The organism is Novosphingobium sp. MBES04 (genome assembly GCF_000813185.1).
Lineage (GTDB): Bacteria > Pseudomonadota > Alphaproteobacteria > Sphingomonadales > Sphingomonadaceae > Novosphingobium > Novosphingobium decolorationis.
In genome coordinates, this window is sequence record NZ_DF850488.1 from 1,655,021 (window position 1) to 1,677,636 (window position 22,616).

General features: G+C 64.5%; 21 protein-coding genes. 16 read left to right on the forward strand and 5 right to left on the reverse strand.

Annotation, left to right across the window (positions count from 1 at the left end; translation table 11 throughout):
* The 4 genes from MBENS4_RS26210 to MBENS4_RS07160 all read left to right on the forward strand — a co-directional run.
* Positions 1-235, forward strand: a 235-nt coding sequence (locus tag MBENS4_RS26210) for a hypothetical protein (protein WP_206778136.1), incomplete at its 5' end; no start/stop codon positions are given.
* A gap of 118 nt (positions 236-353) precedes the next feature.
* Positions 354-1,046, forward strand: coding sequence for a DUF969 domain-containing protein (locus tag MBENS4_RS07150; RefSeq protein ID WP_039389707.1), 693 nt, complete (start codon positions 354-356; stop codon positions 1,044-1,046).
* Positions 1,043-1,996, forward strand: coding sequence for a DUF979 domain-containing protein (locus MBENS4_RS07155; protein ID WP_039389708.1), 954 nt, complete (start codon positions 1,043-1,045; stop codon positions 1,994-1,996). The genes MBENS4_RS07150 and MBENS4_RS07155 overlap by 4 nt, the downstream gene beginning before the upstream one ends.
* On the forward strand, positions 1,993-2,991 hold the full coding sequence (locus tag MBENS4_RS07160) for a DUF2891 domain-containing protein (protein ID WP_039389709.1): 999 nt from the start codon (positions 1,993-1,995) through the stop codon (positions 2,989-2,991). The genes MBENS4_RS07155 and MBENS4_RS07160 overlap by 4 nt, the downstream gene beginning before the upstream one ends.
* On the opposite strand, the gene MBENS4_RS07165 is transcribed toward MBENS4_RS07160, so the two are convergent.
* The 3 genes from MBENS4_RS07165 to MBENS4_RS07175 are packed head-to-tail and all read right to left on the reverse strand — an operon-like array spanning position 2,992 to position 8,813.
* Positions 2,992-4,464, reverse strand: coding sequence for an efflux transporter outer membrane subunit (locus MBENS4_RS07165; protein WP_039389710.1), 1,473 nt, complete (start codon positions 4,462-4,464; stop codon positions 2,992-2,994).
* Positions 4,457-7,681 carry an efflux RND transporter permease subunit gene (locus MBENS4_RS07170; protein ID WP_039389711.1) on the reverse strand — a complete coding sequence of 1,075 codons (3,225 nt, stop codon included), beginning with the start codon at positions 7,679-7,681 and terminating at the stop codon, positions 4,457-4,459. Before MBENS4_RS07170 ends, MBENS4_RS07165 begins: the two co-directional genes overlap by 8 nt.
* Positions 7,682-7,685: 4 nt before the next feature.
* Positions 7,686-8,813 (reverse strand): efflux RND transporter periplasmic adaptor subunit, encoded by a 1,128-nt coding sequence (locus MBENS4_RS07175; protein WP_242404820.1) that lies wholly within the window; start codon positions 8,811-8,813, stop codon positions 7,686-7,688.
* Positions 8,814-9,001: 188 nt separating this feature from the next.
* Here MBENS4_RS07175 and MBENS4_RS23965 point away from each other — a divergent pair, with 188 nt between their 5' ends.
* From MBENS4_RS23965 to MBENS4_RS07210, 7 genes are all read left to right on the forward strand, one after another.
* Positions 9,002-9,604 carry a TetR/AcrR family transcriptional regulator gene (locus MBENS4_RS23965; RefSeq protein ID WP_052322077.1) on the forward strand — a complete coding sequence of 201 codons (603 nt, stop codon included), beginning with the start codon at positions 9,002-9,004 and terminating at the stop codon, positions 9,602-9,604.
* Between the two features lie 96 nt (positions 9,605-9,700).
* On the forward strand, positions 9,701-12,577 hold the full coding sequence (locus MBENS4_RS07185) for a monovalent cation/H+ antiporter subunit A (RefSeq protein ID WP_039389713.1): 2,877 nt from the start codon (positions 9,701-9,703) through the stop codon (positions 12,575-12,577).
* Positions 12,574-12,996 carry a Na+/H+ antiporter subunit C gene (locus MBENS4_RS07190; RefSeq protein ID WP_213500039.1) on the forward strand — a complete coding sequence of 141 codons (423 nt, stop codon included), beginning with the start codon at positions 12,574-12,576 and terminating at the stop codon, positions 12,994-12,996. Before MBENS4_RS07185 ends, MBENS4_RS07190 begins: the two co-directional genes overlap by 4 nt.
* Positions 12,993-14,546, forward strand: a complete 1,554-nt coding sequence (locus MBENS4_RS07195; protein WP_242404821.1) for a monovalent cation/H+ antiporter subunit D — start codon at positions 12,993-12,995, stop codon at positions 14,544-14,546. The genes MBENS4_RS07190 and MBENS4_RS07195 overlap by 4 nt, the downstream gene beginning before the upstream one ends.
* Positions 14,543-15,034, forward strand: a complete 492-nt coding sequence (locus MBENS4_RS07200; protein ID WP_039389715.1) for a Na+/H+ antiporter subunit E — start codon at positions 14,543-14,545, stop codon at positions 15,032-15,034. The genes MBENS4_RS07195 and MBENS4_RS07200 overlap by 4 nt, the downstream gene beginning before the upstream one ends.
* The gene (locus tag MBENS4_RS07205) at positions 15,031-15,300 is read left to right on the forward strand and encodes a K+/H+ antiporter subunit F (RefSeq protein ID WP_039389717.1); all 270 of its coding nucleotides are present in this window, start codon (positions 15,031-15,033) and stop codon (positions 15,298-15,300) included. The genes MBENS4_RS07200 and MBENS4_RS07205 overlap by 4 nt, the downstream gene beginning before the upstream one ends.
* On the forward strand, positions 15,297-15,725 hold the full coding sequence (locus MBENS4_RS07210; protein WP_242404822.1) for a Na+/H+ antiporter subunit G: 429 nt from the start codon (positions 15,297-15,299) through the stop codon (positions 15,723-15,725). The genes MBENS4_RS07205 and MBENS4_RS07210 overlap by 4 nt, the downstream gene beginning before the upstream one ends.
* 189 nt (positions 15,726-15,914) lie before the next feature.
* On the opposite strand, the gene MBENS4_RS07215 is transcribed toward MBENS4_RS07210, so the two are convergent.
* Entirely contained in the window at positions 15,915-16,781 is an 867-nt protein-coding gene (locus tag MBENS4_RS07215; RefSeq protein WP_039389721.1) for a hypothetical protein, read from the reverse strand.
* A 481-nt stretch (positions 16,782-17,262) separates the two neighbouring features.
* On the reverse strand, positions 17,263-18,303 hold the full coding sequence (locus MBENS4_RS07220; protein WP_052322079.1) for a tyrosine-type recombinase/integrase: 1,041 nt from the start codon (positions 18,301-18,303) through the stop codon (positions 17,263-17,265).
* 321 nt (positions 18,304-18,624) lie between these two features.
* Between MBENS4_RS07220 and MBENS4_RS23970 the strand changes: the two genes are divergently transcribed.
* The 5 genes from MBENS4_RS23970 to MBENS4_RS07245 all read left to right on the forward strand — a co-directional run.
* On the forward strand, positions 18,625-19,029 hold the full coding sequence (locus MBENS4_RS23970) for a helix-turn-helix domain-containing protein (RefSeq protein WP_242404929.1): 405 nt from the start codon (positions 18,625-18,627) through the stop codon (positions 19,027-19,029).
* Between the two features lie 15 nt (positions 19,030-19,044).
* Entirely contained in the window at positions 19,045-19,362 is a 318-nt protein-coding gene (locus MBENS4_RS07230; protein ID WP_206778137.1) for a hypothetical protein, read from the forward strand.
* Between the two features lie 140 nt (positions 19,363-19,502).
* Positions 19,503-19,766, forward strand: coding sequence for a hypothetical protein (locus MBENS4_RS24665; RefSeq protein WP_084591997.1), 264 nt, complete (start codon positions 19,503-19,505; stop codon positions 19,764-19,766).
* Positions 19,759-21,573, forward strand: coding sequence for an N-6 DNA methylase (locus tag MBENS4_RS07240; RefSeq protein ID WP_039389727.1), 1,815 nt, complete (start codon positions 19,759-19,761; stop codon positions 21,571-21,573). The genes MBENS4_RS24665 and MBENS4_RS07240 overlap by 8 nt, the downstream gene beginning before the upstream one ends.
* A 3-nt stretch (positions 21,574-21,576) precedes the next feature.
* On the forward strand, positions 21,577-22,616 hold a 1,040-nt coding region (locus MBENS4_RS07245), incomplete at its 3' end, for a type I restriction-modification system subunit M (RefSeq protein ID WP_039389729.1).

Consider the following 22,616-nt stretch of genomic DNA (forward strand, 5'->3'; position numbering starts at 1 on the left):
CACCTCCGATTCGGTCAAACCCTTTTTTCAAAAAACCTTCATGAAATCGGCATTTTTTCCAAATGACGGAAATCATGTCATTTTTGTTCACGCAGGCACCCTGGCGGGCAACTATCGACCAGTGATGGATTGGCGCACCGGCAAGACAGGGATTTGCCATCGCGGATCCTCTTCCCGACATACCGCCTGGCCTTCTGCGATAGGCCTCAGGCGACGCCCTGGCCGCATGTTCTGACCGCACGTTGGCGTCCAGCTGCTACTCAGAGGTTGGCATCTGATGGGGGTGCCCCTTAGGCTCGGGACATGACGCGGCCTGCGAACGGCGTGCCGTGCCCAAGGAGATGTGTGCAGACATGACCTACTGGCCGCTGATCGGCATCGCGCTTGTCGTCGTGGGCTTCGTGGCCCGGCTCAATCCCCTGATGGTGGTGGCCGTCTCGGCCATTGTCACCGGCCTGCTTGGCGGGCTGGCGTTCGCCCCCGTGCTTGAGGCGCTGGGCAAGGCCTTCAACGATAACCGCTATATCTCCGTCACCTGGATCATCCTTCCCGTGATCGGGCTCCTCGAACGCTACGGGCTTCAGGAGCGGGCGCGCACGCTCATCGGGCAGGTGCGCGGAGCGACCATGGGACGCCTGCTCGTCCTCTACCTCGGCTTCCGCCAGATCACCGCAGCGCTGGGCATGAAGGACATCGGTGGGCACCCGCAGACGGTGCGCCCCCTCATAGCCCCCATGGCCGAGGCCGCCGCCGAGCGCGCCCATGGGACGCTTTCCCTCACAGAGCGTGAGAAGGTCCGCGCAATGGCAGCGGCGACCGACAACATCGGACTCTTCTTCGGAGAGGACATCTTCTTCGCGATCGCCTCCATCCTCCTGATCCAGGGTGTGTTCGAGGCGCAAGGCTATCCGCTTGCCCCCTTGCAGCTTTCGGTCTGGGCAATCCCGAGCGCGGTCTGCGCCTTCCTGCTTCATGGCGCGCGGCTCCTCGCACACGACCGGCGCCTTGCCCGGCTCCCCGCTGCAGAGCCGGAGAGCGCGGCATGATCACGCTCGAATGGCTCTACGTCCTGACCGGGCTTGTCTTCAGCGCCTGGGCGCTCCTGAGCCTGCGCGACCGGACCAACCCCAAGCGCTGGGGCAACGCCGCCTTCTGGGGATTGCTGGCCGGCAGCTTCTTCTTCGGCTCGCACATCTCGGACCTGGCGAACGGTATCCTGGTGCTGGTCCTCGTCGCGCTAGCCGGAACGGGACAGCTTGGCCGCAGCCATCCGGCCACGACCAATGGCACGGAGCGCACGGCACTTGCCGCGCGCCTCGGCAATAGGCTCTTCGTGCCGGCCCTGGTCATCCCGCTCACCGCCGTCGCGGGTACTCTCGTCTACACCTACACTCCGCTGGGCGAGAGCGGGCTCTTCGAAGCGCGGCGCGAGACGCTGATCCTGCTGGGGCTTGGCGTGCTCCTGGCCCTGGCGCTCGCCATGCTGTGGATGCGCGCGCCGCTCCTTGCACCGCTCGAGGAAGGGCGCCGGCTCATGGATTCCATCGGGTGGGCCGCGATCCTGCCGCAGATGCTGGCCGCGCTGGGCGCAGTCTTCGCGCTCGCGGGCGTGGGCTCGATCGTCGGGGACCTTGCAGGCACGGTCCTGCCGCGCGGCAGCCTGTTCCTCGCCGTTCTTGTCTATTGCACCGGCATGCTCCTCTTCACCGTCATCATGGGCAACGCCTTTGCCGCCTTCCCGGTGATGGCCGCCGCCATCGGCATCCCCGTGCTGGTGGAGGACTATGGCGGCAACGTCGCGCTGATCGGAGCGGTGGGCATGCTGGCGGGCTTTTGCGGCACGCTGCTCACGCCCATGGCCGCCAACTTCAACATCGTACCCGCCGTGCTGCTCGACCTGCGCAGCCAGTACGGCGTCATCCGCGCGCAAGTGGGAACGGCGCTGCCGCTCTTTGCCTGCAATGTCCTTCTCATCTATTTCCTGGCGTTTCCATGACCCAACTCGATCCGGCCCTGGCCGCCCGCTTTGCGAACATCGCCCTTGGCCATGTCGCGCGCGAATACCCGCACAAGCTCGACCACGTGATGGAGAGCGACGCCGACGTCCTTCCCCCCCGCGTGCTACACCCGGTCTTCTTCGGCAGTTTCGACTGGCACAGCTGCGTGCATGGCTGGTGGACGCTGCTGACCTTGCGCCGGATGTTCCCGGACATGTCCGAAAGCGCGGACATCGCCGCGCTGTCCGAAACTACGTTCCGCCCCGAAAAGCTGGACGTAGAGCTTGCCTATCTCGACCGGCCTTCCGCGCGCGGGTTTGAGCGCCCCTATGGCTGGGGCTGGCTCTTGGCGCTCCATCTGGAGGCCTCGCGCCATGAAGACCAGAGCTGGGCGCAGCATCTGGAGCCGCTGGCCCGACGGCTTGCCACAGCGCTGGGCGACTATCTCGGCAAGCTGACCTACCCGATTACGGTGGGCACCCATTTCAACACCGCCTTCGCGCTGATCCTCGCGCACGAATGGGCACAGGCGCACGATGCTGCGCTCGCCGAGACAATCGAAAGCTGGGCGCTGCGCGTCTTTGGAGACCGCCGCGATTACCGGGGCTGGGAGCCGGGGGGCGATGAATTCCTCTCCCCGGCCCTCACCGCGGGCGTACTGATGCGGCGATGCCTGCCTGCGCGCGACTTCGCCCCGTGGTTCGCGGCGTTCCTGCCGGAAGGGGGCTGGCTCGAGCGCGCTCTGCACCCGGCCACCGTCTCGGACCGCAGCGACGGCAAGATCGCGCACCTCGACGGGCTCAACCTCAGCCGCGCGTGGTGCCTGCGCGAAATCACGTCGGGGCTTGGCGCGTCCTCCCGCACGGTCCTGCTGGAGGAGCGGGCCAAGGCGCACCTGGACGCGGCCCTCCCCCATGTCGCGGGCGACTACATGGGCGAACACTGGCTGGCGAGCTTCGCGCTGCTGGCGCTGCGCATCGCCCCGGACAGCTGATCAGTCTTCGCCCGAGGCTGCCGCGACCTCCTCGAGGCCGCCGCCGAGCGCCGTATAGAGGTTGACCGCGTTCTGCAGTTCGGTCGCGCGCAGCGAAATCAGCGTCTGGCTCGCCGAGAACAGGCTGCGCTCGGCGTCGAGCACTTCGAGGTAGATCGCGATGCCGTTATCGTAGCGTAGGCGCGCCGTGCGGGCGAGCCGGCGCTGCGCGGCAATGGTGCGCTGCTGGATCTCGATCTGCTCGGCGAAGCGCTCGCGCCCGACAAGCCCGTCCGCGACCTCGCGAAAGGCGTTCTGCACGGCCGACTGGTAGGCCGCTTCCAGTTCGGCAGCCTGCGCCTTGCTGAGGCGCACCTCGGCCTCGCGCCGTCCCCAGTTGAAGATCGGCAGGCTGGCCGTGCCGCCATAGCTCCAGCTCTCGCTCGCGCCGTCGAAGAGCGAGCCGAGTGCGTTCGACATGAAACCCAGCGTGCCGGTCAGCGAGATCGTCGGGAAATAAGCCGCGCGCGCCGCGCCGATATTGGCGTTGGCGCCGATCAGCGCGTGCTCGGCCTGCAGAATGTCGGGGCGCTGTTCGAGAAGGCGCGAGGGCAGTCCCGCCGTTACCGGCACGACCTGCTCGGACAGCGAGAGCCCAGCCGGCATCGGGCCGGTGATCGGCCCGCCGACCAGCACGTTCAGCAGGTTGCGCGCCTGTTCGGTGGTGCGCTGGATCTCGGCCAGTTCGGTCTCGGCCTGGGTGAGGAGGAGCACGGTCTGGTCGTAGTCGGCGGTCGAGGTGACCCCGGCCTCAAGGCGCATGCGGGCAATGCGCTCGCCCTCGCGGCGCCCTTCGAGGCTGCGGCGGGCCAGCGCAATACGCTCTTCTCCGGCGCGGATGTCGAAGTAGGTCGCGGCGACCTGCGCGATGAGCGAGAGACGGTAGGCGCGCGCGCCCTCAACCGAAGCCAGCCAGTTCTCACGCTGCTGGCGCGTGAGGTTGCGCACCCGGCCCCACAGGTCGAGCTCGAAAGAACTGACGCCCAGGTTCGCACCGAACTGGGTGAAGCGGATGGAGTCGGGCACAGGTGCGCCTCCCCCGCCGCTGCCGTCGCCAGGAATAGCCGATCCAACCGCGCCGAGCCCCGCGATGGGGGTCTGGCTGCGTGTGCCGGTGCCCGTCGCGTCGAGTGCGGGAAGGCGGCCGGCAGCCTGGATGCGGAACTGCGCGCGGGCCTGGTCGACCCGGGCGTAGGACTGGGCCAGATCGCGGTTGTTGATGAGCGCCGCTGCAATCAGCGACTGGAGTCGCGGGTCGCGGAAGAACTGACGCCAGCCCAGCTCTATCGCGAGCGGGGCGTCGGCTTGCGAGGCGGCGTCCACCTCCCCGTCCCGGTAGACGGGCGAAATGGCCGCATCGGGCCGCTCATAATCGGGAGCGAGGCTGCAGGCGCTGACCCATCCTGCCAAGAGCAGTGCGGCGCACTTACGCATGGGGGATCTCCCAATCCGGGCCGGGGCCGTTTTCATCTCCGTCATCCCGGTTCCGCGCGAGCCAGCGCGCGTCCTCGGCCTCAGGGTCGCGCCGTTTACTGAGGTAGGTGCGGGTCAAATAGTAGAACACCGGCGTGAAGAAGATGCCGAGCGCGGTGGCCGCGATCATCCCGCCCATGACGCCCGTGCCGACTGCCTGACGGCTCGCCGCCCCCGCGCCCGTGGCAATCGCGAGCGGCACCATTCCCAGGATAAAGGCGAGGCTGGTCATCAGGATCGGACGCAGGCGCTGGCGCGAGGCCTCCAGCGTCGCCTCGCGCGGCGAGCTGCCCGCATCCTCGTCCTCGATGGCGAACTCGACGATCAGGATCGCGTTCTTCGCGGCCAGGCCGATGATGGTGATGAGACCAATGTTGAAATAGACGTCGGCCGAAAGCGAGCGCAGCAGCGTGAAGACCACCGCCCCCATGATCCCGAAAGGCACCACCAGCAGCACCGCGATGGGAATGCCCCAGCTGTTGTAGAGCGCGGCCAGCAGCAGGAACACGACGATGACGCTCAGGCCCAGAAGCAGGCCGATCTGCCCGCCCGCCTGGCGTTCCTCGTAGGCCGTGCCGGTCCACTCGTAGCTCATCGCGCCGGTGAGGTTGCGCGCGGCAATCTCCTCCATGATGTCGAGCGCCTCGCCCGAGGAGTGCCCCGGCGCGGCGTTGCCCGAAATGGTGAGCGAGGGGTAGCCGTTGTACCGCTCGACCTGGATCGGCCCGGACCGCCACGAGCTCTTCGCAAAGGCGCTGAAGGGCACCATCTGGCCGTTCTCTCCGCGTACGCGCAGGTTCATCACGTCATCGGGCGTCATGCGCGCGGGCGCATCGGCCTGGACGTAGACGCGCAGCGTGTTGCCATCGCGCGTGAAGTCATTGGCGTAGGACGAACCGAAGCTGATCGCCAGCATCTGGTTCACCGACTGGATCGAGAGGCCGAGCGCGCGTGCCTTGACCCGGTCGATGTCGACATAGAGTTCGGGCGCATTGCCCGGCCCATCGGGGCGCACCTGCATCAGCGCCGGGTTCTGCATCGCCTCGCCCAGGATCGCATCGCGCGCCGCGACAAGCCCTTCCCGGTCGTTACCCGAGCGGTCCTCGACCTTGAGCGAGAAGCCGGTGGCGTTGCCCAGTTCCTGGATCGCGGGCGGGTTCAAGGCAAAGACGGTCGCGTCGGTCAGCCCGCCTGCAAAGCGCTGGAACTTGCCGATGATCGCGTTGATGCTGTCCTCTTCGCCGGTGCGCTCCTCCCAGGGGTGGAGATCGACGAAGGCGAGCCCTGCGCTCTGGCTCTGGCCGAAGAAGTTGAAGCCCACCACCGAGATGATCGAGCGGACCTGGGGCTGGGCGGTGAGGTTCGCCTCGATCTGCTTCACCACCGCTTCGGTGCGCTGCATCGTCGCGCCGACCGGCGCATCGACGTTGACCATGAAGTAGCCCTGATCCTCTTCGGGCAGGAAGCCGCCGGGAAGGCGGGTAAAGAGGACAGCCGTCAGCACCGCCATGACCGCGAACACCGCCATCCAGCGCATCGGCCCTGAAAGCATGGTGCCGATGGTGCGCGTGAAGCGGTTGGTGGCCGCCCCGAAGCGTCCGTTGAAGCTGCGGAAGAAGCGACGGGGCCAGCCGCGCGGGCCCGGCGGCACGGGGGCGTCCTCGTCCTGATCGTCATGCTCCTCGCGCAGGAGCGTCGCGCACAGCGCCGGGGTGAAGGTGAGCGCCAGCACCGCGGAAAACAGGATCGAGACGGCAAGTGTCACCGAGAACTGGCGGTAGATGCCGCCTGTCGAGCCCGGGAAGAAGGCCATCGGCACGAACACGGCAACAAGCACCAGCGTGATGCCGATGATGGCGCCGCGGATCTGGCCCATGGCCTTGATCGTGGCGAGACGGGGCGGCAGCTTCTCTTCGCTCATGATGCGCTCGACGTTCTCGACCACAACGATGGCGTCGTCGACGAGGATGCCGATCGCCACCACCATGGCGAAAAGCGAGAGCGTGTTGATCGAGAAGTCGAAGAGGTAGAGGCCAAGGCACGCGCCCAGAAGCGCAATGGGCACAACCACGGCCGGGATCAGCGTCGCGCGCCAGTTCTGCAGGAACAGGAACATGACCGCGAAGACCAGCACCATCGCCTCGACAAGGGTGTGGATCACGCTGTCAACCGAGGCGTTGATGAAGGGGGTGGAATCGAAGGCGACGTCCCAGGTGAGGCTGTCGGGGAAATTGGCTTCCAGCTGGCCGAGGCGCTCGCGCACGGCCTTGGCGGTCTCCACCGCGTTGGCACCGGTCGCCAGCTGAATCGCCATGCCGGCGATCTCCTTGCCGTTGTAGCGCGCCTTGAAGCCGTAGGTCTCCGCACCCAGTTCGACCCGCGCCACATCGGAGAGGCGCACGGTCGAGCCGTCCTGGTTCGACTTGACGATGATCTGCTCGAACTGTTCGGGATCGGAAAAGCGGTTCTGGGTGATGATCTTGGCCGAAAACTCGGTCTCACGCGTGACCGGCTGTTCGCCAAGGCCGCCGCCCGCGGTCTGGCTGTTCTGCTCCTGCACCGCGGCGAGCACCTCGGAGGCCGAGAGGTTGTACCCGGCAAGGCGCGTCGGATCGATCCAGATGCGCATCGCGTACTGCGAGCCGAACAGCATGACATCGCCCACACCGTCCACCCGGCGCAGTTCGTTGAGGACATTGTTGTTCGTGTAGTTGCCGACCTCGAGCGCGCTCATCGACGCATCGGACGAGGACATCGCGACGACCATCAGGAAGCCCGAGGCGCGGTCGGTGATCTGGATGCCCATCTGGCGCACCTGCTCGGGCAGGCGCGGCTCGGCGCGGTTGAGCCGGTCCATCACTTCGACCCGCGCGACGTCGAGATCGGTGCCCGATTCGAAGGTCAGCGTGATTTCCCCGGTGCCGCTCGAGCGGCTCGTCGAGGCCATGTAGAGGAAATTGTCGACCCCATTCAGCTCGCGCTCGATCACCGAGGTCACGTTCTTGTCGAGTGTCTCCGCATCGGCGCCGGTGTAGGTGTAGCTGAGGTTGAGCGAGGGCGGCGCGACGGACGGGTACTGCTCGATGGCAAGGTTGAAGAGCGCGATGATCCCGCCCAGCGCGATAAACGCGGCGATGACCCAGCCGAAAACCGGCCGGTAGACGAAGAAGCGATCCATCGCCTCAGGCGCCCCCGGCCCTGGCCGTGCCCTTGGCCGGCGCCTTGGCTTCCCCCTTGGCCTCCCCCTTGGCTTCCGTCGCCTTCTGGCCCGGGCGCAGCTTGGCCCAGCCTTCGACAATCACGCGTTCGCCGGGCTTGAGGCCGTCGTTGACGATCCAGTCCTTGCCCAGCAAGGCACCCAGACGCACCTTGCGCGCCTTGACCGAGCCGTCCTCGGCCATCACCGAAACCTGCGGCTGCGAGCCCTGGAACTGGACCGCGCGCGCGGGCACCGTCATCCCGTCCTTGCGCACACCCAGCCGGATGCGCCCGCGCACGAACTGGCCCGGCGCGAGCAGGCGCTGCGGATTGGCGAAGCGCGCGCGCAGGGTCTGGCTGCCGGTCTCGGGCGAGACCACGGGGCTTGCAAAGTCGAGGTGTCCGACAGGGCCGTACTCCTCGCCGTTCTCGAGGATCAGCGAAACCTCGATGGTCTCCAGATCCGGCACGGCGAGCTCGCCGCTGCGCACCTGCGCGAAGGTGTCGAGCACCGAGGCGCTGGAGACGCTGAACTCCGCGTAGACCGGGCTGACCTGGTCAACACGGGTCAGGAGCGTGCCTTCCGCCCCGCTCACCAGCGCGCCTTCGGTCACCTCGGCGCTGCTGGCGCGGCCCGCGATGGGCGCGCGCACGGTCGTGTAGCTGAGCTGGAGCTTGGCGCGGTCGAGCGCCGCGCGCGCCTCGCTGACTTGCGCGTTGGCCTGGCGCAGGTCCGACTGCGCGGCATCGAATTCCTGCGCGCTTACCGCACGCTCGGCGATCAGCGGTTCGTAGCGCGTGACGATCGAGGCCGCGTTCTGCTGTGCGGCAATGGCGCGCTGGAGCGCCGCCTCGGCCGACTGGACCTGCGCGCGGTAGTCACGCGGATCGATCTCGAACAGCGGAGTCCCCGCCGCCACGCTCGCACCTTCCTCGTAGAGACGGCGCAGCACGATACCGTCGCTGCGCGCGCGCACCTCGGCCGAGCGGACCGCCTCGATACGGCCGGGCAGTTCGATCACGTTGGGCACTTCCTGGCGGGTGACCGTGATCGTCCGGACGGGAACCGCGGGCGGTGCGCTCGGAGTCGGCTCCCCTCCGCATGCCGCCATCAGGGCAAGTCCAGCCAGCGCGCCGACGCGCCATGGGCGAAGAGTTCGAAGCACGCGGTCACCGTTCCAAAGGAGGATCATTGGGGAGGGGCTTATCGCACGCGCAATAAGTGGACAAGCCCTGTCCGTTTATTCATGGAATTGCGTGCCGATACGCGCTAGAGGGCGCAAACGACAAGGAGACTTCCATGCGGGCAGATGCGCTCGAACATAGGCGGCGCCTGATCGAAGCGGCCGCGCACGTGTTTGCCAGCCAGGGCCCCGACACCCCACTCCAGGCGGTGATCGAGGAGGCCGGATGCGGACGTGGCACACTCTACCGCCACTTTGCCGACCGCGCAGAACTGATCATGGCGGTGGTCGAAGGCGAGATCGAGGACGCCTTGCAGACGATCGAGACACGCGCGGGCGACCCGGCCCTCCTCGTCGATGCCCTCACCTGCCAGAGCCGGGCCGCCTCGATCCATTTCCCGCTGCTGTGCACCGTCGATGAAGACCGCATTCAGGCCTTCGCCGAACGACTGCGTCCGCGCTACGAACGCATGCTCAACCTGCTCCTTGAAACTGCGCGCGGCTGCGGGCAGGTCGATGACGGCTTCACCCCGGACATGCTCTATATGGCCATCGAGATGCTGGGCGCGGCGCGCGATTCCAAGGCCATGCCCGAGGACAAGGCCTTTGCGCTGGCCCTGCGCATCGTCCTCGACGGGGTGCGCCAGAACCCGCAAGGCGCGCACAAGAGTTTGTCCAGCTTCCTGAAACCGGGCGAATGTCGGGAAGTTGACGCTTAGGGCTTGCGTCCGGCGCCCTGAGCGGGGAAACGGGCTCTCCATCGCTGAACACCTACGCAATTGCTGCCGTTCCGGTCGGCACCAAGGGGGAAACTCTTGCACCTGGTCCTGATTGCCGTCCTGCCGTTCATCGGTTGCCTCCTGCTGGCCGCGGGTGGCCGCCTGAGCCGCAACGCACAGACCCTGGTGGCGCTGGCCCCGGTGCTGACAGGGCTCTGGCTGCTGGGCGGCACGGCCCCCGACATCCTTTCCGGTTCGGTCCAGGCATTCCGCGCCGAATGGGTGCCCGCGCTCGACCTTGCCTTCTCGCTGCGCCTCGATGGGCTGGCGTTCCTGTTCACCGGGCTGATCCTGGGGATTGGCCTCCTCATCGTCATCTACGCCCGCTTCTACCTGCCGGGCGACGAGGCGCTGGGGCGCTTCCTCTCGCTGCTGCTGCTGTTCCAGGGTGCGATGGTGGGCATCTCGCTTTCGGGCAACATCCTGCTGCTGCTGGTCTTCTGGGAGCTGACGAGCCTTTCCTCCTTCCTTCTCATCGGCTTTCGCAGCGACAAGGCCGAAGGGCGCCAGGGCGCGCGCATGGCACTCGCCGTCACCGGCGGGGGCGGGCTTGCCCTCATCGCCGGACTGCTGCTGCTGGGCCACATCGCGGGCACCTACGAGCTGGGCGCGCTCCTCGCCCGGGGCGAGACGATCCAGGCCTCGCCGCTCTACCCGGCCGCGCTCGTCCTCATCCTCCTGGGCTGCTTCACCAAGTCCGCGCAGTTCCCGTTCCACTTCTGGCTGCCCCACGCCATGGCCGCGCCCACGCCGGTGAGCGCCTACCTGCACTCGGCCACCATGGTAAAGGCGGGCGTCTTCCTGATGGCGCGCCTCTGGCCGGTCCTCGCCGGCACCGAGATCTGGTTCACCCTCGTCGCGACCACCGGCCTCGTGACCATGCTGCTGGCCGCCGTCATCGGCTTCTTCAAGCAGGACCTGAAGGGCATCCTGGCCTATTCGACCGTCAGCCATCTGGGCCTGATGACCATGCTGCTGGGTTTTGGCACCCCGGGGGCGGCGATGGCCGCGCTGTTCCACCTTCTCAACCACGCGCTGTTCAAGGCCGCGCTGTTCATGAACGCCGGGATCGTCGACCACGAGGCGGGCACCCGCGACATCCGCAAGCTGGGCGGCCTGGCCACGCTCATGCCGATCACCGCGACGCTGGGCATCGTGGCCGCCGCCTCGATGGCGGGCCTGCCCCCGCTCGGCGGCTTCCTCTCCAAGGAGATGATGCTGGAAGAGGCCGCGCACACCGTCTGGTCGGGCCAGGACTGGTTGCTGCCGATGCTTGCCGTCTTCGCCGCCGCGTTCTCGGTCGCCTATTCGCTGCGCTACATCGTCCACCTCTACCTTGGCCCCAGGCGCGAGAGCTATCCGGCCAAGCCCCACGATCCGCCGCTGGGCCTGTGGGCCCCGTCCGCGCTGCTGGTCGTCCTCACCGTCCTCGTCGGCCTTGCCCCCAACACCTTCACCCACGCGCTGATGGTCCCGGCCATCGACGCGGTGACGGGCGGGCGCGCGCCGACCTTCCACCCCGCACTCTGGCACGGGCTGACCCCGGCGCTGGGCATGAGCGTCGTCGCGGTCGCCGCGGGCGCCTTCCTGCTGTGGCGCCACGCCGGGCTCCAGCGGGGCTGGGACGTCGCCAACCTGCCCGATGGCAAGGCCCTGTTCGAAAGCCTTGTCGCGCGACTGGTCCAGGCCGCCCGCGTCGTGTCCGATACCATCCACAACGGCTCGCTCCAGCGCCAGCTGGCGGTCCTCTTCGCGCTGGCCATTGCGCTCGGCGCCTACGGCATGGTCCAGGGCGGGTACACGCCCGGCACGCACGAGACCCTGCCCGCCCACCCTGTCGCCATCGTCGCCTGGCTGCTGTTGCTGTCGGGCATCGCTGCGGTGCTGGTCGCCCAGCAGCAGCGCTTCCTGACGCTGGTCTTCATTTCGGTGATCGGCCTCGTCGTCAGCCTTGCCTTCGTCTACCTCTCCGCGCCCGACCTCGCGCTGACGCAGATCTCGGTCGAGACGGTGACGATCCTGCTCATGCTGCTCGCGCTCAACCTCCTGCCCAAGAAGCCGTCGCGCATCTCCAGCATGCCGCTGCGCCTGCGCGATGCGCTGATCGGCCTTGCCGGGGGCGGCGCGGTCGGATTCGCGGCCTGGGCGGTGATGACCCGCGAGCCCAACGATCCGATCTCGACCTACCACTGGGAGAACAGCGTGTCGGGCGGCGGCGGCCATAACGTCGTCAACGTGACGCTGGTCGACTTCCGCGGTTTCGACACCTTCGGCGAGATCACCGTGCTGGGCATTGCCGCGCTCACCATCTTCGCGATGCTCCAGCCCGCCGCGCGCGGGGCCGCCGGCCAGCGCCTGCGCGCCTGGATCGCCGAGCTGCCCCGCTCGCCCGAACGCCACCCGATGATGTTCGCGGTGGCCGCGCGCGTACTGCTGCCGCTCGCCACGATCGTTGCCATCTACATCTTCCTGCGCGGCCACAACGCGCCGGGCGGCGGCTTCATTGCAGGGCTCGTCGCCTCGATCGCGATGCTGGTGCAGTACATGGCCTCGGGCTTTGAGTGGACCGACGCGCGGCGCCGCATCGACGAGCACCTCCTGATCGGCCTGGGCGTCACCATCGCCGCGCTGACGGGGCTGGGTTCGCTGGTCTTCGGCGCGCCGCTCTTCACCAGCGCCTTCGGCCACTTCCACCTGCCGCTCCTGGGCGATTTCGAGCTTGCCTCGGCCATGGCCTTCGACGTGGGCGTGGGCATGACCGTCATCGGCGCGGTGATGCTGGCGCTGGCCGAGCTGAGCCACATCGCCGTGCGCGCCAACAAGGAAGACACAGGGACCAAGGCCGCCGAGGCCGGTCCCATGGACATCGACCCCGCCAGACTGCGTGAAACGAACGGGGAGACACCCGCATGAGCATGGAATTCCTCATCGCCACCGCCATCGGCGCGCTGACCTGGGCGGGCATCTACCTCTCGCTGCGCGGACGCACCTTCCCGGTGGTCCTGGGCGTCACGATGCTCTCCTACGCGATCAACCTCTTCCTCTTCGCCATCGGCCGCCTGAAAGTGGGCGCCCCGCCGATCTTCAGCGAAGAGGCCGCGACCTACACCGACCCGCTGCCCCAGGCGCTGGTGCTGACCGCCATCGTCATCTCCTTCGGGATGAGCGCGCTGGTCGTCGTGCTCTCGCTGCGCACCTTCCTCGAGACCGGAACCGACCAGGTCGACGGCGAGCCCGACCCCGCCATCGACCCGCTCGACGGCGACCGTGACGAGTGGATCAAGCGCCGCAACGCCCACCGCATCGACATGCTGGGGGAAACCCGTCCGTGAGCCTTTCGATTTCCGACAACCTGGCCGCCTCGCTGATTGCCGCGCCGATCATGCTGCCTTCGCTGGCGGGCACGATGGCACTCATCTTCCGCCGCCGCCGCCGCATGGTCGCGGCCGGAATCTCCATCGGCTCGACCGCGCTGCAAGTACTGATCGCAGTGGCCCTGCTGCTACGCGCCTCCCAGTCCGACCCCACGCCCTACGCCATGGGCGACTGGCCCGCGCCGTTCGGCATCGTCCTCGTGCTCGACCAGCTCGCGGCCTGGATGCTGCTTCTGACCTCGGTCGTCGGCTTTGCCGTCGCGACCCACGCCGCGCTCACCAAGCTTGACCGCAAGGGCTGGAATTTCCACCCGATCTTCCAGTTCCAGCTGCTCGGCATCAACGGTGCCTTCCTGACCGGCGACCTGTTCAACCTGTTCGTCTTCTTCGAGGTCCTGCTGATCGCCTCCTACGGCCTGATCCTGCACGGACAGGGCGCGCGTCGCCTGACCTCGGGCGTGCAGTACGTCGTCGTCAACCTCACCGGCTCGACCCTGTTCCTGGTCGGCCTTGGCATCCTCTACGGGGTGACCGGCACGCTCAACATGGCCGACATGGCCGCGCGCGGGGCGCAACTGGCGCAAGGGGACCGCGGACTGTTCCTGGCCGGCGGGCTCGTCCTCATCGCCGTCTTCGCGCTCAAGGCCGCGCTGCTCCCGCTGCACCTGTGGCTGCCGCGCGCCTATTCCTCGACCGCGCCCGCCGTCGCCGCGCTTTTCGCGATCATGACCAAGGTCGGCGCCTACTCGATCATCCGCACCACGCCGCTGATCTTCGGCGATGTGGCCGAGCCGATCCTGCTGCCCGCAGCGCTCGGCACCATTGCCTTGGGGTTTGCCGGGATGCTCGCCGCACGGGGCCTTCGCGACATGGCCGCCTTCGGCCTCATCGGCTCGACCGGCACGCTGCTTGTCGCCATCGCCCTGTTCGACAGCGATGGCCTTGCCGCTGCGCTCTACTACCTGCCCCACACCACCCTCGCGGCCGCCTTCCTGTTCCTGACGGTGGACCTGGTCGTGCGCTGGCGCGGCGTGGAGGGCGACGCCATCGTGCCCACCCCGCGCTTTGCGGGAGCCTCGCTCCTGGCCTTCCTGTTCCTGGCAGGCGGCGTGGCGCTCGCGGGTCTTCCCCCGCTGTCGGGCTTCTTTGGCAAGCTTCTCATTCTCGATGCCGCGCTGGCCAGCCCGCACGCGGCCTGGATCTGGGGCGTGATCCTCGTCACCAGCCTCATCGCCGTGGTCGCGCTCGCGCGGGCGGGCAGTACCGTCTTTTGGAAGCACGATGAGACGCCCGAGCTGCCCGAAGATCGCGAACCGCCGCGCCTCGTCCAGGCCTTACCCTGCCTGTTCCTGCTCGCCCTGCTGGTCGGCCTCACCGTGTTCGCCGGCCCGGCCACGCGCTACACCCAAGGGACCGCCGCGCAAGTTCTCGACACGCCGCTCTACCTGCGCTCGGTCCTGGGGACCGCCTCGCCCCCGAGCCCGGCCGCGCAAGGAGACGCCCCGTGATCCATCGCCTCCTTCCGCACCCCGGCCTGACCGCCATGCTGCTGGTCATGTGGATGATCGTGTTCAACTCCCTGAACCTGGGAGTGGCCATCCTGGGCCTCGTCTTCGCGGTCCTGGTCCCCCTGTTCAGCGCGCCCTTCTGGCCCGAACGTGCAAAATTGCGCCTGGGCCTGCCGCTCGTGGGCTACGTGTTCCTGGTGCTCTACGACATCGTCGCCGCCAACTTCCACGTCGCGCGGCTGATCCTGTTCAAGCGCAACAAGGACCTGCGCCCGGCGTGGCTCTCGATCCCGCTCGAGTTGCAATCGGCCGAAGCCATCACGGTGCTGGCGGGCACGATCAGCCTGACGCCGGGCACCGTCTCGGTCGACATCTCGACCGACGCGCGCCACCTTCTCGTCCATGCGCTGCACACCGACGATCCGGACGGTGAAATCGCCCAGATCAAGCAGCGCTACGAACGCCGCCTCATGGAGATCTTCGCGTGATCGACATCGCCCTCAAGATCGCACTTGCCTGCGTGGCGCTGGCCATGCTGCTCAACCTGTGGAGCCTGCTGAAGGGACCGACCGCGCCCGACCGCATCCTCGCGCTCGACACCATGGTCATCAACGCGATCGCCTTCATCATGCTGTTCGGCATCTTCGCGGACACCACCGTTTTCTTCGAGGCGGCGCTGCTCATGGCCATGGTCGGTTTCGTCAGCACGGTGGCCTACACCAAGTTCCTCCTGCGCGGGGACATCGTGGAATGACAGGCGGCGATACCATGACCACCCTGCTCGACGCGCTCGTCGCCTTCCTCATCGTGCTGGGGGGGGCCTTCGCGCTCATCGGCAGCTGGGGCCTGGCACGCCTGCCCTCGCTGATGACCCGCCTGCACGGGCCCACCAAGGCCACGACACTGGGCGTCGGCGGCATCCTCCTGGCCTCGATGGCCTGGTTTCCGCTGCACAGCCAGGAGTGGTCGAGCCACGAACTGCTCATCACCCTGTTCCTGTTCCTGAGCGCTCCCATCTCGGCGAACATGATCGCAAAGGCCTACATCCACCGCCGCTTCCGCCGCTGCAGCGCGCCCGAGGACGTGGAGACCGAACTTCCCGCCCCGCCGGGGGAAGGCACCGATTGGGCCACCTTCGGCAGCTCCAAGTTCGACGATACGAAGACCGGACGCCCCTGAACCGTTGAACCGGGACAAACGCGAATAACGGACAACAGGGAAAAAAATAGATCCGAGGGCCATCGCCCTCGGGCTCCCCGAACTGGAAACCTCACGTCCCGCATGCCACTCTGGCCGAGAAAGGTAGGGTAGCCGATTCAGGGGTCAAGGGGCGATGGCCCCTTGGAAAGGCCCTTCTATCTATGGCCCTCACCCGGCCATGCGGACCGGCTGCAGGATATCCTGGGCAAAACGCTGCGCCTCGGCGTAGAGAGCGGCGTCCGGAGCATAATAGTCCGCAATGAAGCGCTCCACATCCGGATCGAGACGAACTGCGTCGTAACGGCTGGCCGCATTGGCAAAGGCCGCGCTGTTCATCCACAAGGGATAGATCGCCTTCTTGAGCGTCTTGGGCAGGAGGTTGCGGCCGATGAAGCGCACGGCGGGCTGCAACGAACTTGCCCAGGCCTTGGGTTCACGCCGGGCATGGTCATGGGCCACATCAAGCTCCAACCCGGTCTCGCGTTTGACCCAGGCGACGAGCGCATCCGTCCGCTCAAGCGGGAACAGCGCCGAAACGATCCTTTCGCCTGCAATTTCAGCGTAATCGATCTGACGCGAGAAATGGATGTAGGGCATGTCGCAAAAGGGCCCGCGTCCCTCGAGCCAGTCGCAGATCCGACGCGCTTCCTGCGCCACAAGCGGATCGTCCACCCGCAACGCCGCCGCCCCGCCATATTCGCGGATCCGTTGCAGCAAGGCCGAGAGGAACCGGTCCCGAGGAGGACGCACCATGATGAAGCTCTTCGCCGCTTGCAGACGTTCAAAGCTATGAGGAAAAGCCAGTTTCAAGAATGGCAGCGGCACATGTTCGGGCTGGACCGCCGTGTCGATCCCCGAGAGCCCGGTCACCGGCTCTTCCATCAGACCCTCGGCCGTTGGCTCGTCGACCCCCAGATCCCTGGCCATCGCGGCATAGGAAAGCCGGCCACAGCCGCCGATTGCACGACGAATGCTCTGGCCTGCATTCTTGGGCACATGGATGAAGGCCAGGTCGGCCTCTTCAACATACAGCATGGTTCTTCATCCCCCTCGCAGGAACCGGAGTCACGTGTCGCGACGATCCCGCTGCCATGGCCTTGAGCAGTCTGGGGCCATGCTATGAAGGCATGGGGGTGAGGTAAAACCGAAGTAGCTCCAAGACGGATGCATCCCACGTAGCCTGACGGATCGGTCCAACACGCAAGGGAACAACCGCCGAGCGCACGCACCAAGCCGCGACGCCGACACCGAGCCGCCATAATCAAGAGCGCTGTCTGAGAACCCGTGTCGACCAAGCGAAAGGGGCCAAGCCCGCCCAGCAATGCCGTTCCCTCACACGAGAACCAAGACATTACCGCTGATAGAAGGCTGGCGCACCCGACAGGATTCGAACCTGTGGCCTCTGCCTTCGGAGGACTACTGATTCAAAAATATCCATTTAAATCAATCTCCTTTCGTGTCGGCTTGCGTGACAAAGTCTAGTTTTGTTCTATCCTGTATCCGGGAGTTATCCGGGTCAAAATGCGTCCCGGGCCCCACTTTGAAAATCTGGGTGGTGGTGACCGTAATTCTCCTCAAGAGTTTTCGCTGTCATGCCTAGGAAACCACAGATCTGTCCTCGATCGACACCTCGCTGCATTAGCCAAGTCGCGCAAGTGTGGCGCATGGTATGTGGAATGACTTTGTTATCGCCTTCGGCTTGCAAACCGGCCAACATAACTGCCTTGGCAAAGCTGGTTTTGATATCGTCGAGGGGTTTGCCCTGATAGGTCAAGACGTGCAGGTCTTCGGGGAACTCCCGGCGACGCCTCTTGAGGTATTTCAGCAACCGACGGGGAATCGGGGTGCGTGGCCGGCGTTTTTTAGTCCTCTTTCGGCCGACCGGATTCCAATCAATCTTGCCGTTCTCAAGGTCGATGTCTTCCCATTTAAGGGATAATATGGCCCTTTTGCGCTGCCCAGCGAGAAGCCCAATCGCAATGAACAAAGGCAGATGCTTAGAGGCCCGCTCCACTTTCCTCGCAGCACGAAGAAGCTTGATCGCCTCTTCAGCTCGGAGCCACCGGATGCGCCCTTCTTGTTTGGCTGGTTTAAACACGGAAGTGGCCATGCTGACCATACCGTCGCGAGAGTACTTCTGACAGGCTGCGGCAAGGACGCCTAGCTCACGGCGCATCGTTTCGACTGCTCGCTCGCGCCACTCCGTATATTCCTGGCAGGTATCTTCCGTGATTTCACCCAGAGTTCGGTTCTTCCAGAATTCGAGGAGCGGTCTAGTCGCGTGCTTAATCCGCTCCGGATCTGCCACTTTCGGCAGCCTTTTCACCATATAGTAATTTAAGACATCCGTGACCAAAACCTCGCTTGGGTCAGGGCGGAAGCGTGGGCGCTCACGACCGATCAGCCACTCTGCCCGGACGAGCTCAGCTTCTTTGCGAGAGCGAGTGAAAGTTGATTTCTCGCGGCTACGTCCTCCTTCGGTGTAGTAGATGTAGTAGAACCCCTTGGCGTTCTTGCGATCGATCTCGAGCCGTGGCTCTCCCCTCGGTCTAGACATGCCTTCACCATGCTCCTCTCAAGATAGCGCTCCCAAGCGCCTGACGGAATTTTTGGATTGCGCGCGGCCGCCGTCACATAGACGTGGTCAATGCGCTCCTCGTGGATGAGGTGGCGAATGAAGGCGACAGAGACGCCTACGCGTTCCGCTAGTTGTTTCGGCGTTTCGAGCTCAAACGACATACAACGCTCCGTTTCGATTGATTCTTGGTCAAACCTTGCCAATAATGCCTAAGTCAGATCTTATTGATCACAATTCAATCAATCAAGCGCATTTTAGCTTGGTTCGAGAACAGAGGCTAAGTTGGCAGTTTTGGACGAGATGGCAGGACGACTCGAGGCAGTGCGCAAGGAAGAGGGGCTGTCCCAAGAAGCCTTCGCGACCCGCCTTGGGATCAGTCGTGGAGCCTACCAACACTATTCAAAGGGCGGCCGCGAAATTCCATCGTCAGTACTCGACTCACTTCTAAGAGAATTTGAGGTTGACCCTTACTGGATGCTGCGTGGGGACGATGAAAAAGGCGGGACAAAGATTGAACGGCAACTGGTCGCAAATGCGACTACAGTCGCACTGACCCTGCGAGATTCCTACGAGCAGCTCGGAATCACCCGCGATCTCGAGAAAATGATCGCAGCAACCCAATTCTCTTGCTTCCACCTCTTCGAAAAGAGAAAACCGTTGTCTGAGGGCGACCTCAAGGTCGTCCAAAATCTAGCAGAAACCTGATTTTGGAGATCAATGATGGCGCATGACGACCAAGATTATTACCGCAAGGTCCTGCATGGCTATATGGTTCACGAACATAGCCAGGCTGGCTACCATGCCGCTATCGTCGCAATCAAAGTGCTCATGAGTTCACTGGCCCTGACCATGGCGGCCTACGCCACGTTTGCCCCTCAAGTTGGCGACACCGCCTTGGCATTCTGTCTTTCGGGATCAGGCTGTGCCTTCGCCGTCATGGTCGCAATCGCTTCAATCGAAAGGAAGTTCGGTTACCTCACGCTTCGTTTTCGCTCGAAGGCATCTGGAATGCCAAGCTGGGAGATCAGAAGAGTTTAGGAGGAACGCGAATCGGCCTGCCTGCCGGTCAGGATCTTGCGCCGACCATTGAGTCAGGCCACCGCCCCGCCAAGGTATCATAAAATAATCCGTTGACATTGGGATTATGTCGTGACACATATCAGCGCATGGAGGCTGATATGACATTGCATATGGACATCCGAATGAATCAGCGTGGAATGAACCAAGCACTTGTTGCGCTCGCCCTTGATGAAGGTCGGTGGGACGGCGATCGGTGCGTACTTGATCGCAAGGCGATCGACAGCAAACTCAAGGAACTCGATCGCGAGCGAGCCCAACTGCTTCGCGCCAGGGATAAGGGCGGGGTGGTCGTCGTTCATGCAAATGGATGCGACATCACGACCTACCGCTGCGAGAAGAAGGGCAAGCACTTCCATGCCTGAGCAGCTTCATTTGATGCCTCTGGCACATAGCCTCTTCATGGCAGGCGTTTCGCGGGAAGAGGCAAATTTGGCGGCGACTGCCATCATCGCAATGAGCGCTGAAGGACAGTCCGGTTTCCAGTCACCTCGGCAAGCATTTCAGGCCTTCAGTGCAAAACTACAGCCAAGGTCTGATCATGACGGCTTAGCCACGGCAAAGGATTGGCTCGAAGATCCTGGTTTTTCGCCCGCTCAATGGGCATCGATTGAGCATGCCGTTGCGCAGGTGAAAGCAAGGCCGCTCGGCCCCATCGATTGGAACGGGGAACTCGCCTCGCTGTTTTCCAATCAAAAGGATGGCGCGCTGAGCGTGAGCCTAAGTCCTCTTATTGCTCGCGCCGCCGAACGCGTGCTGGACATTCCACCGTCGCACAATGTCGCTTGTTTGTTTTCCGGCTCTGCTACACTCGCGTGGCAGATGAGCCTTGATCGGGAAGTCACGCTGTTCACCAGCGATGGCAACCTTAGTGCAATTATGGCTCTGATGGCGCGAGGCGCTTGTCGCACTCTAAGGGTGGATCGCCGCAATCCCATCAACGGCACCTATACGCCCGCAATCTTTCATCACGACCTCAGCGGCCGATACAGTCCGGTGACGGGTTTCGAACACCTGATATCCATCCCACCGTTCGGCGTCCGCGTGAGCGATGGGCCCGCGAAAGGCAGGCCGTTTGAAATGTTTCAGGTCGAACAGATCGCAGGCCTGGCCACCAAGAGCTTCACGTCGATCATCCCGCAAGGTGGGCTTTTCCGAGAAAATCGACATGAGTTGGAAGTGCGTCAGCACTTGATTCACGACTACGACGTCACGGCGATGTCGCTGCCTTTTGGCATGTTCCAGCCCTTCGCGGGCATCGCAACAAGCATTCTATGCCTGGAGCGAAAGACCGACCAGAAAGGCCTACGGGTGATCGATGGCCGGACGATGGAAAATGCATCAACCGGCCGCCTTCAAGATGCTGCCATCGCCCGCCATCTTGAGGACTTTCGGGGGCTTGTTCCGAACGATTCCGCGCGCGTCGCGATCGTACCTCCGGAAGACCTTCAGGAAGCACAATTCAGCTTCTTGCCTGAGCGTTATCTGTTGTCCGAAGGTTTGGCTCAGCTTGAGGACCTTCTTTCGGAAGGTGAAAGCGTCAAGCTGGAAGACGTGGCGGACATTCTCCGACCCAAGGCTCCTAAGCCGATCAAGGATCCGCAATTCGATCCCCCGGTCGAAGCTTTTGAAATCAGTCCGTCAGATATCGTCGATGGCGTGGTGAGCAAGCCTAAGCGACAGTTGGGCTTTGAGACTGATCAGAAGGATGCCGTTGCCAAGGTCACGGTGCAGACCGGGGACATCCTGGTCAGCATCAAGGGCAATGTCGGCATCGTCGGCATCGTATCGTCATTGGCCTTGGTTGAGGCAGCGATGAACCACCGCTGGATCGTATCGCAAAGCTTGGCGATCGTGCGATTGCGGACCCCAAATCCGTTTTCACAGCCTGAAGTGCTCAATGCTGTTCTGACCGCACCGTGGATCCGGGAGAAGCTGGAAAGCATGAGCGGCGGCTCTGCGGTCAGGACTTTGCCTATCAGTGCGCTGCGCTCTCTTGAATTGCCCGTACCATCGGCAGATGACGTCGAAAGTGCGCTAACCCAATTAGATTACATAGAAAAAATCGAGAAGCAGATCGCGCTGCATACGAACAATCGGAATATGGCTCGCTCTGGGCTTTGGCACGCGCTTTGGCGCCTGCCGCACAATGAAACCGTTGGAGAAGAATAACCCATGCTGACCGGTGCAATCCGCAGCCAGATCGACAAGCTGCGCGACTCCCTGTGGTCGGGCGGCGTGTCCAACCCGCTTACCGGTGTTGAGCAGATCACCTATCTGCTGTTCGCCAAGCGTATCGACGAAATCCAGACGCGCGAGGAGGCCAAGGCCAACCAGCTCAAGCGCCCGCTTGCCCGCCGCGTCTTCCCGGAAGGGAAGGACGACCTTGGCACGCCTGGCTTTCCCGATGGCTGCCCCTATGAACTGATGCGCTGGTCGCGGTTCAAGAATGAGCCGCCAGAGCGGATGTACGAGATCGTGTCGGATCACGTCATGCCCTTCCTGCGCACCTTGGGCGGAGCCGAAAGCGTGATGGCCCACCACATGAAGGGCGCGCGGCTTGCCTTCACCAAGCCCGCCTTGCTCGACAAGCTGGTCCAGGGCCTGGACGAGATCCCGATGGACGATCGCGATACCAAGGGCGACGTCTATGAATACCTGCTCTCGATGATTTCCAGCGCGGGCGAGAACGGCCAGTTCCGTACCCCCCGCCATATCATCGACCTGATCGTGCGCCTGATGAATCCGGGACCCGAAGATACGATCTGCGATCCGGCGGCGGGCACCGCCGGCTTTCTGATGATGGCGGCCGAACATGTCCGGCGCGAACATCCCGGCCTGTTCTACGATGCCGAAAGCCGCAAACATTTCGAAACGGAAGCCTTCACCGGCTACGATTTCGATGAGACCATGTTGCGCATCGGCGCCATGAACATGACGCTGCACGGCATCGAGGAGCCGCGCATCTTCTACCGCGACAGCCTTGCCGAAGGCGGGGGCGATGATGTGGGCCACTATTCGATGATCCTGGCCAACCCGCCGTTTGCCGGAAGCCTCGACAACGAGAGTTGCTCGAAGGACCTGCTCAAGGTGGTCAAGACCAAGAAGACTGAACTTCTGTTCCTCGCGCTGTTCCTGCGCATGTTGCAGACGGGCGGACGGGCGGCGGTGATCGTGCCCGACGGCGTGCTGTTCGGATCGTCGAAGGCACACAA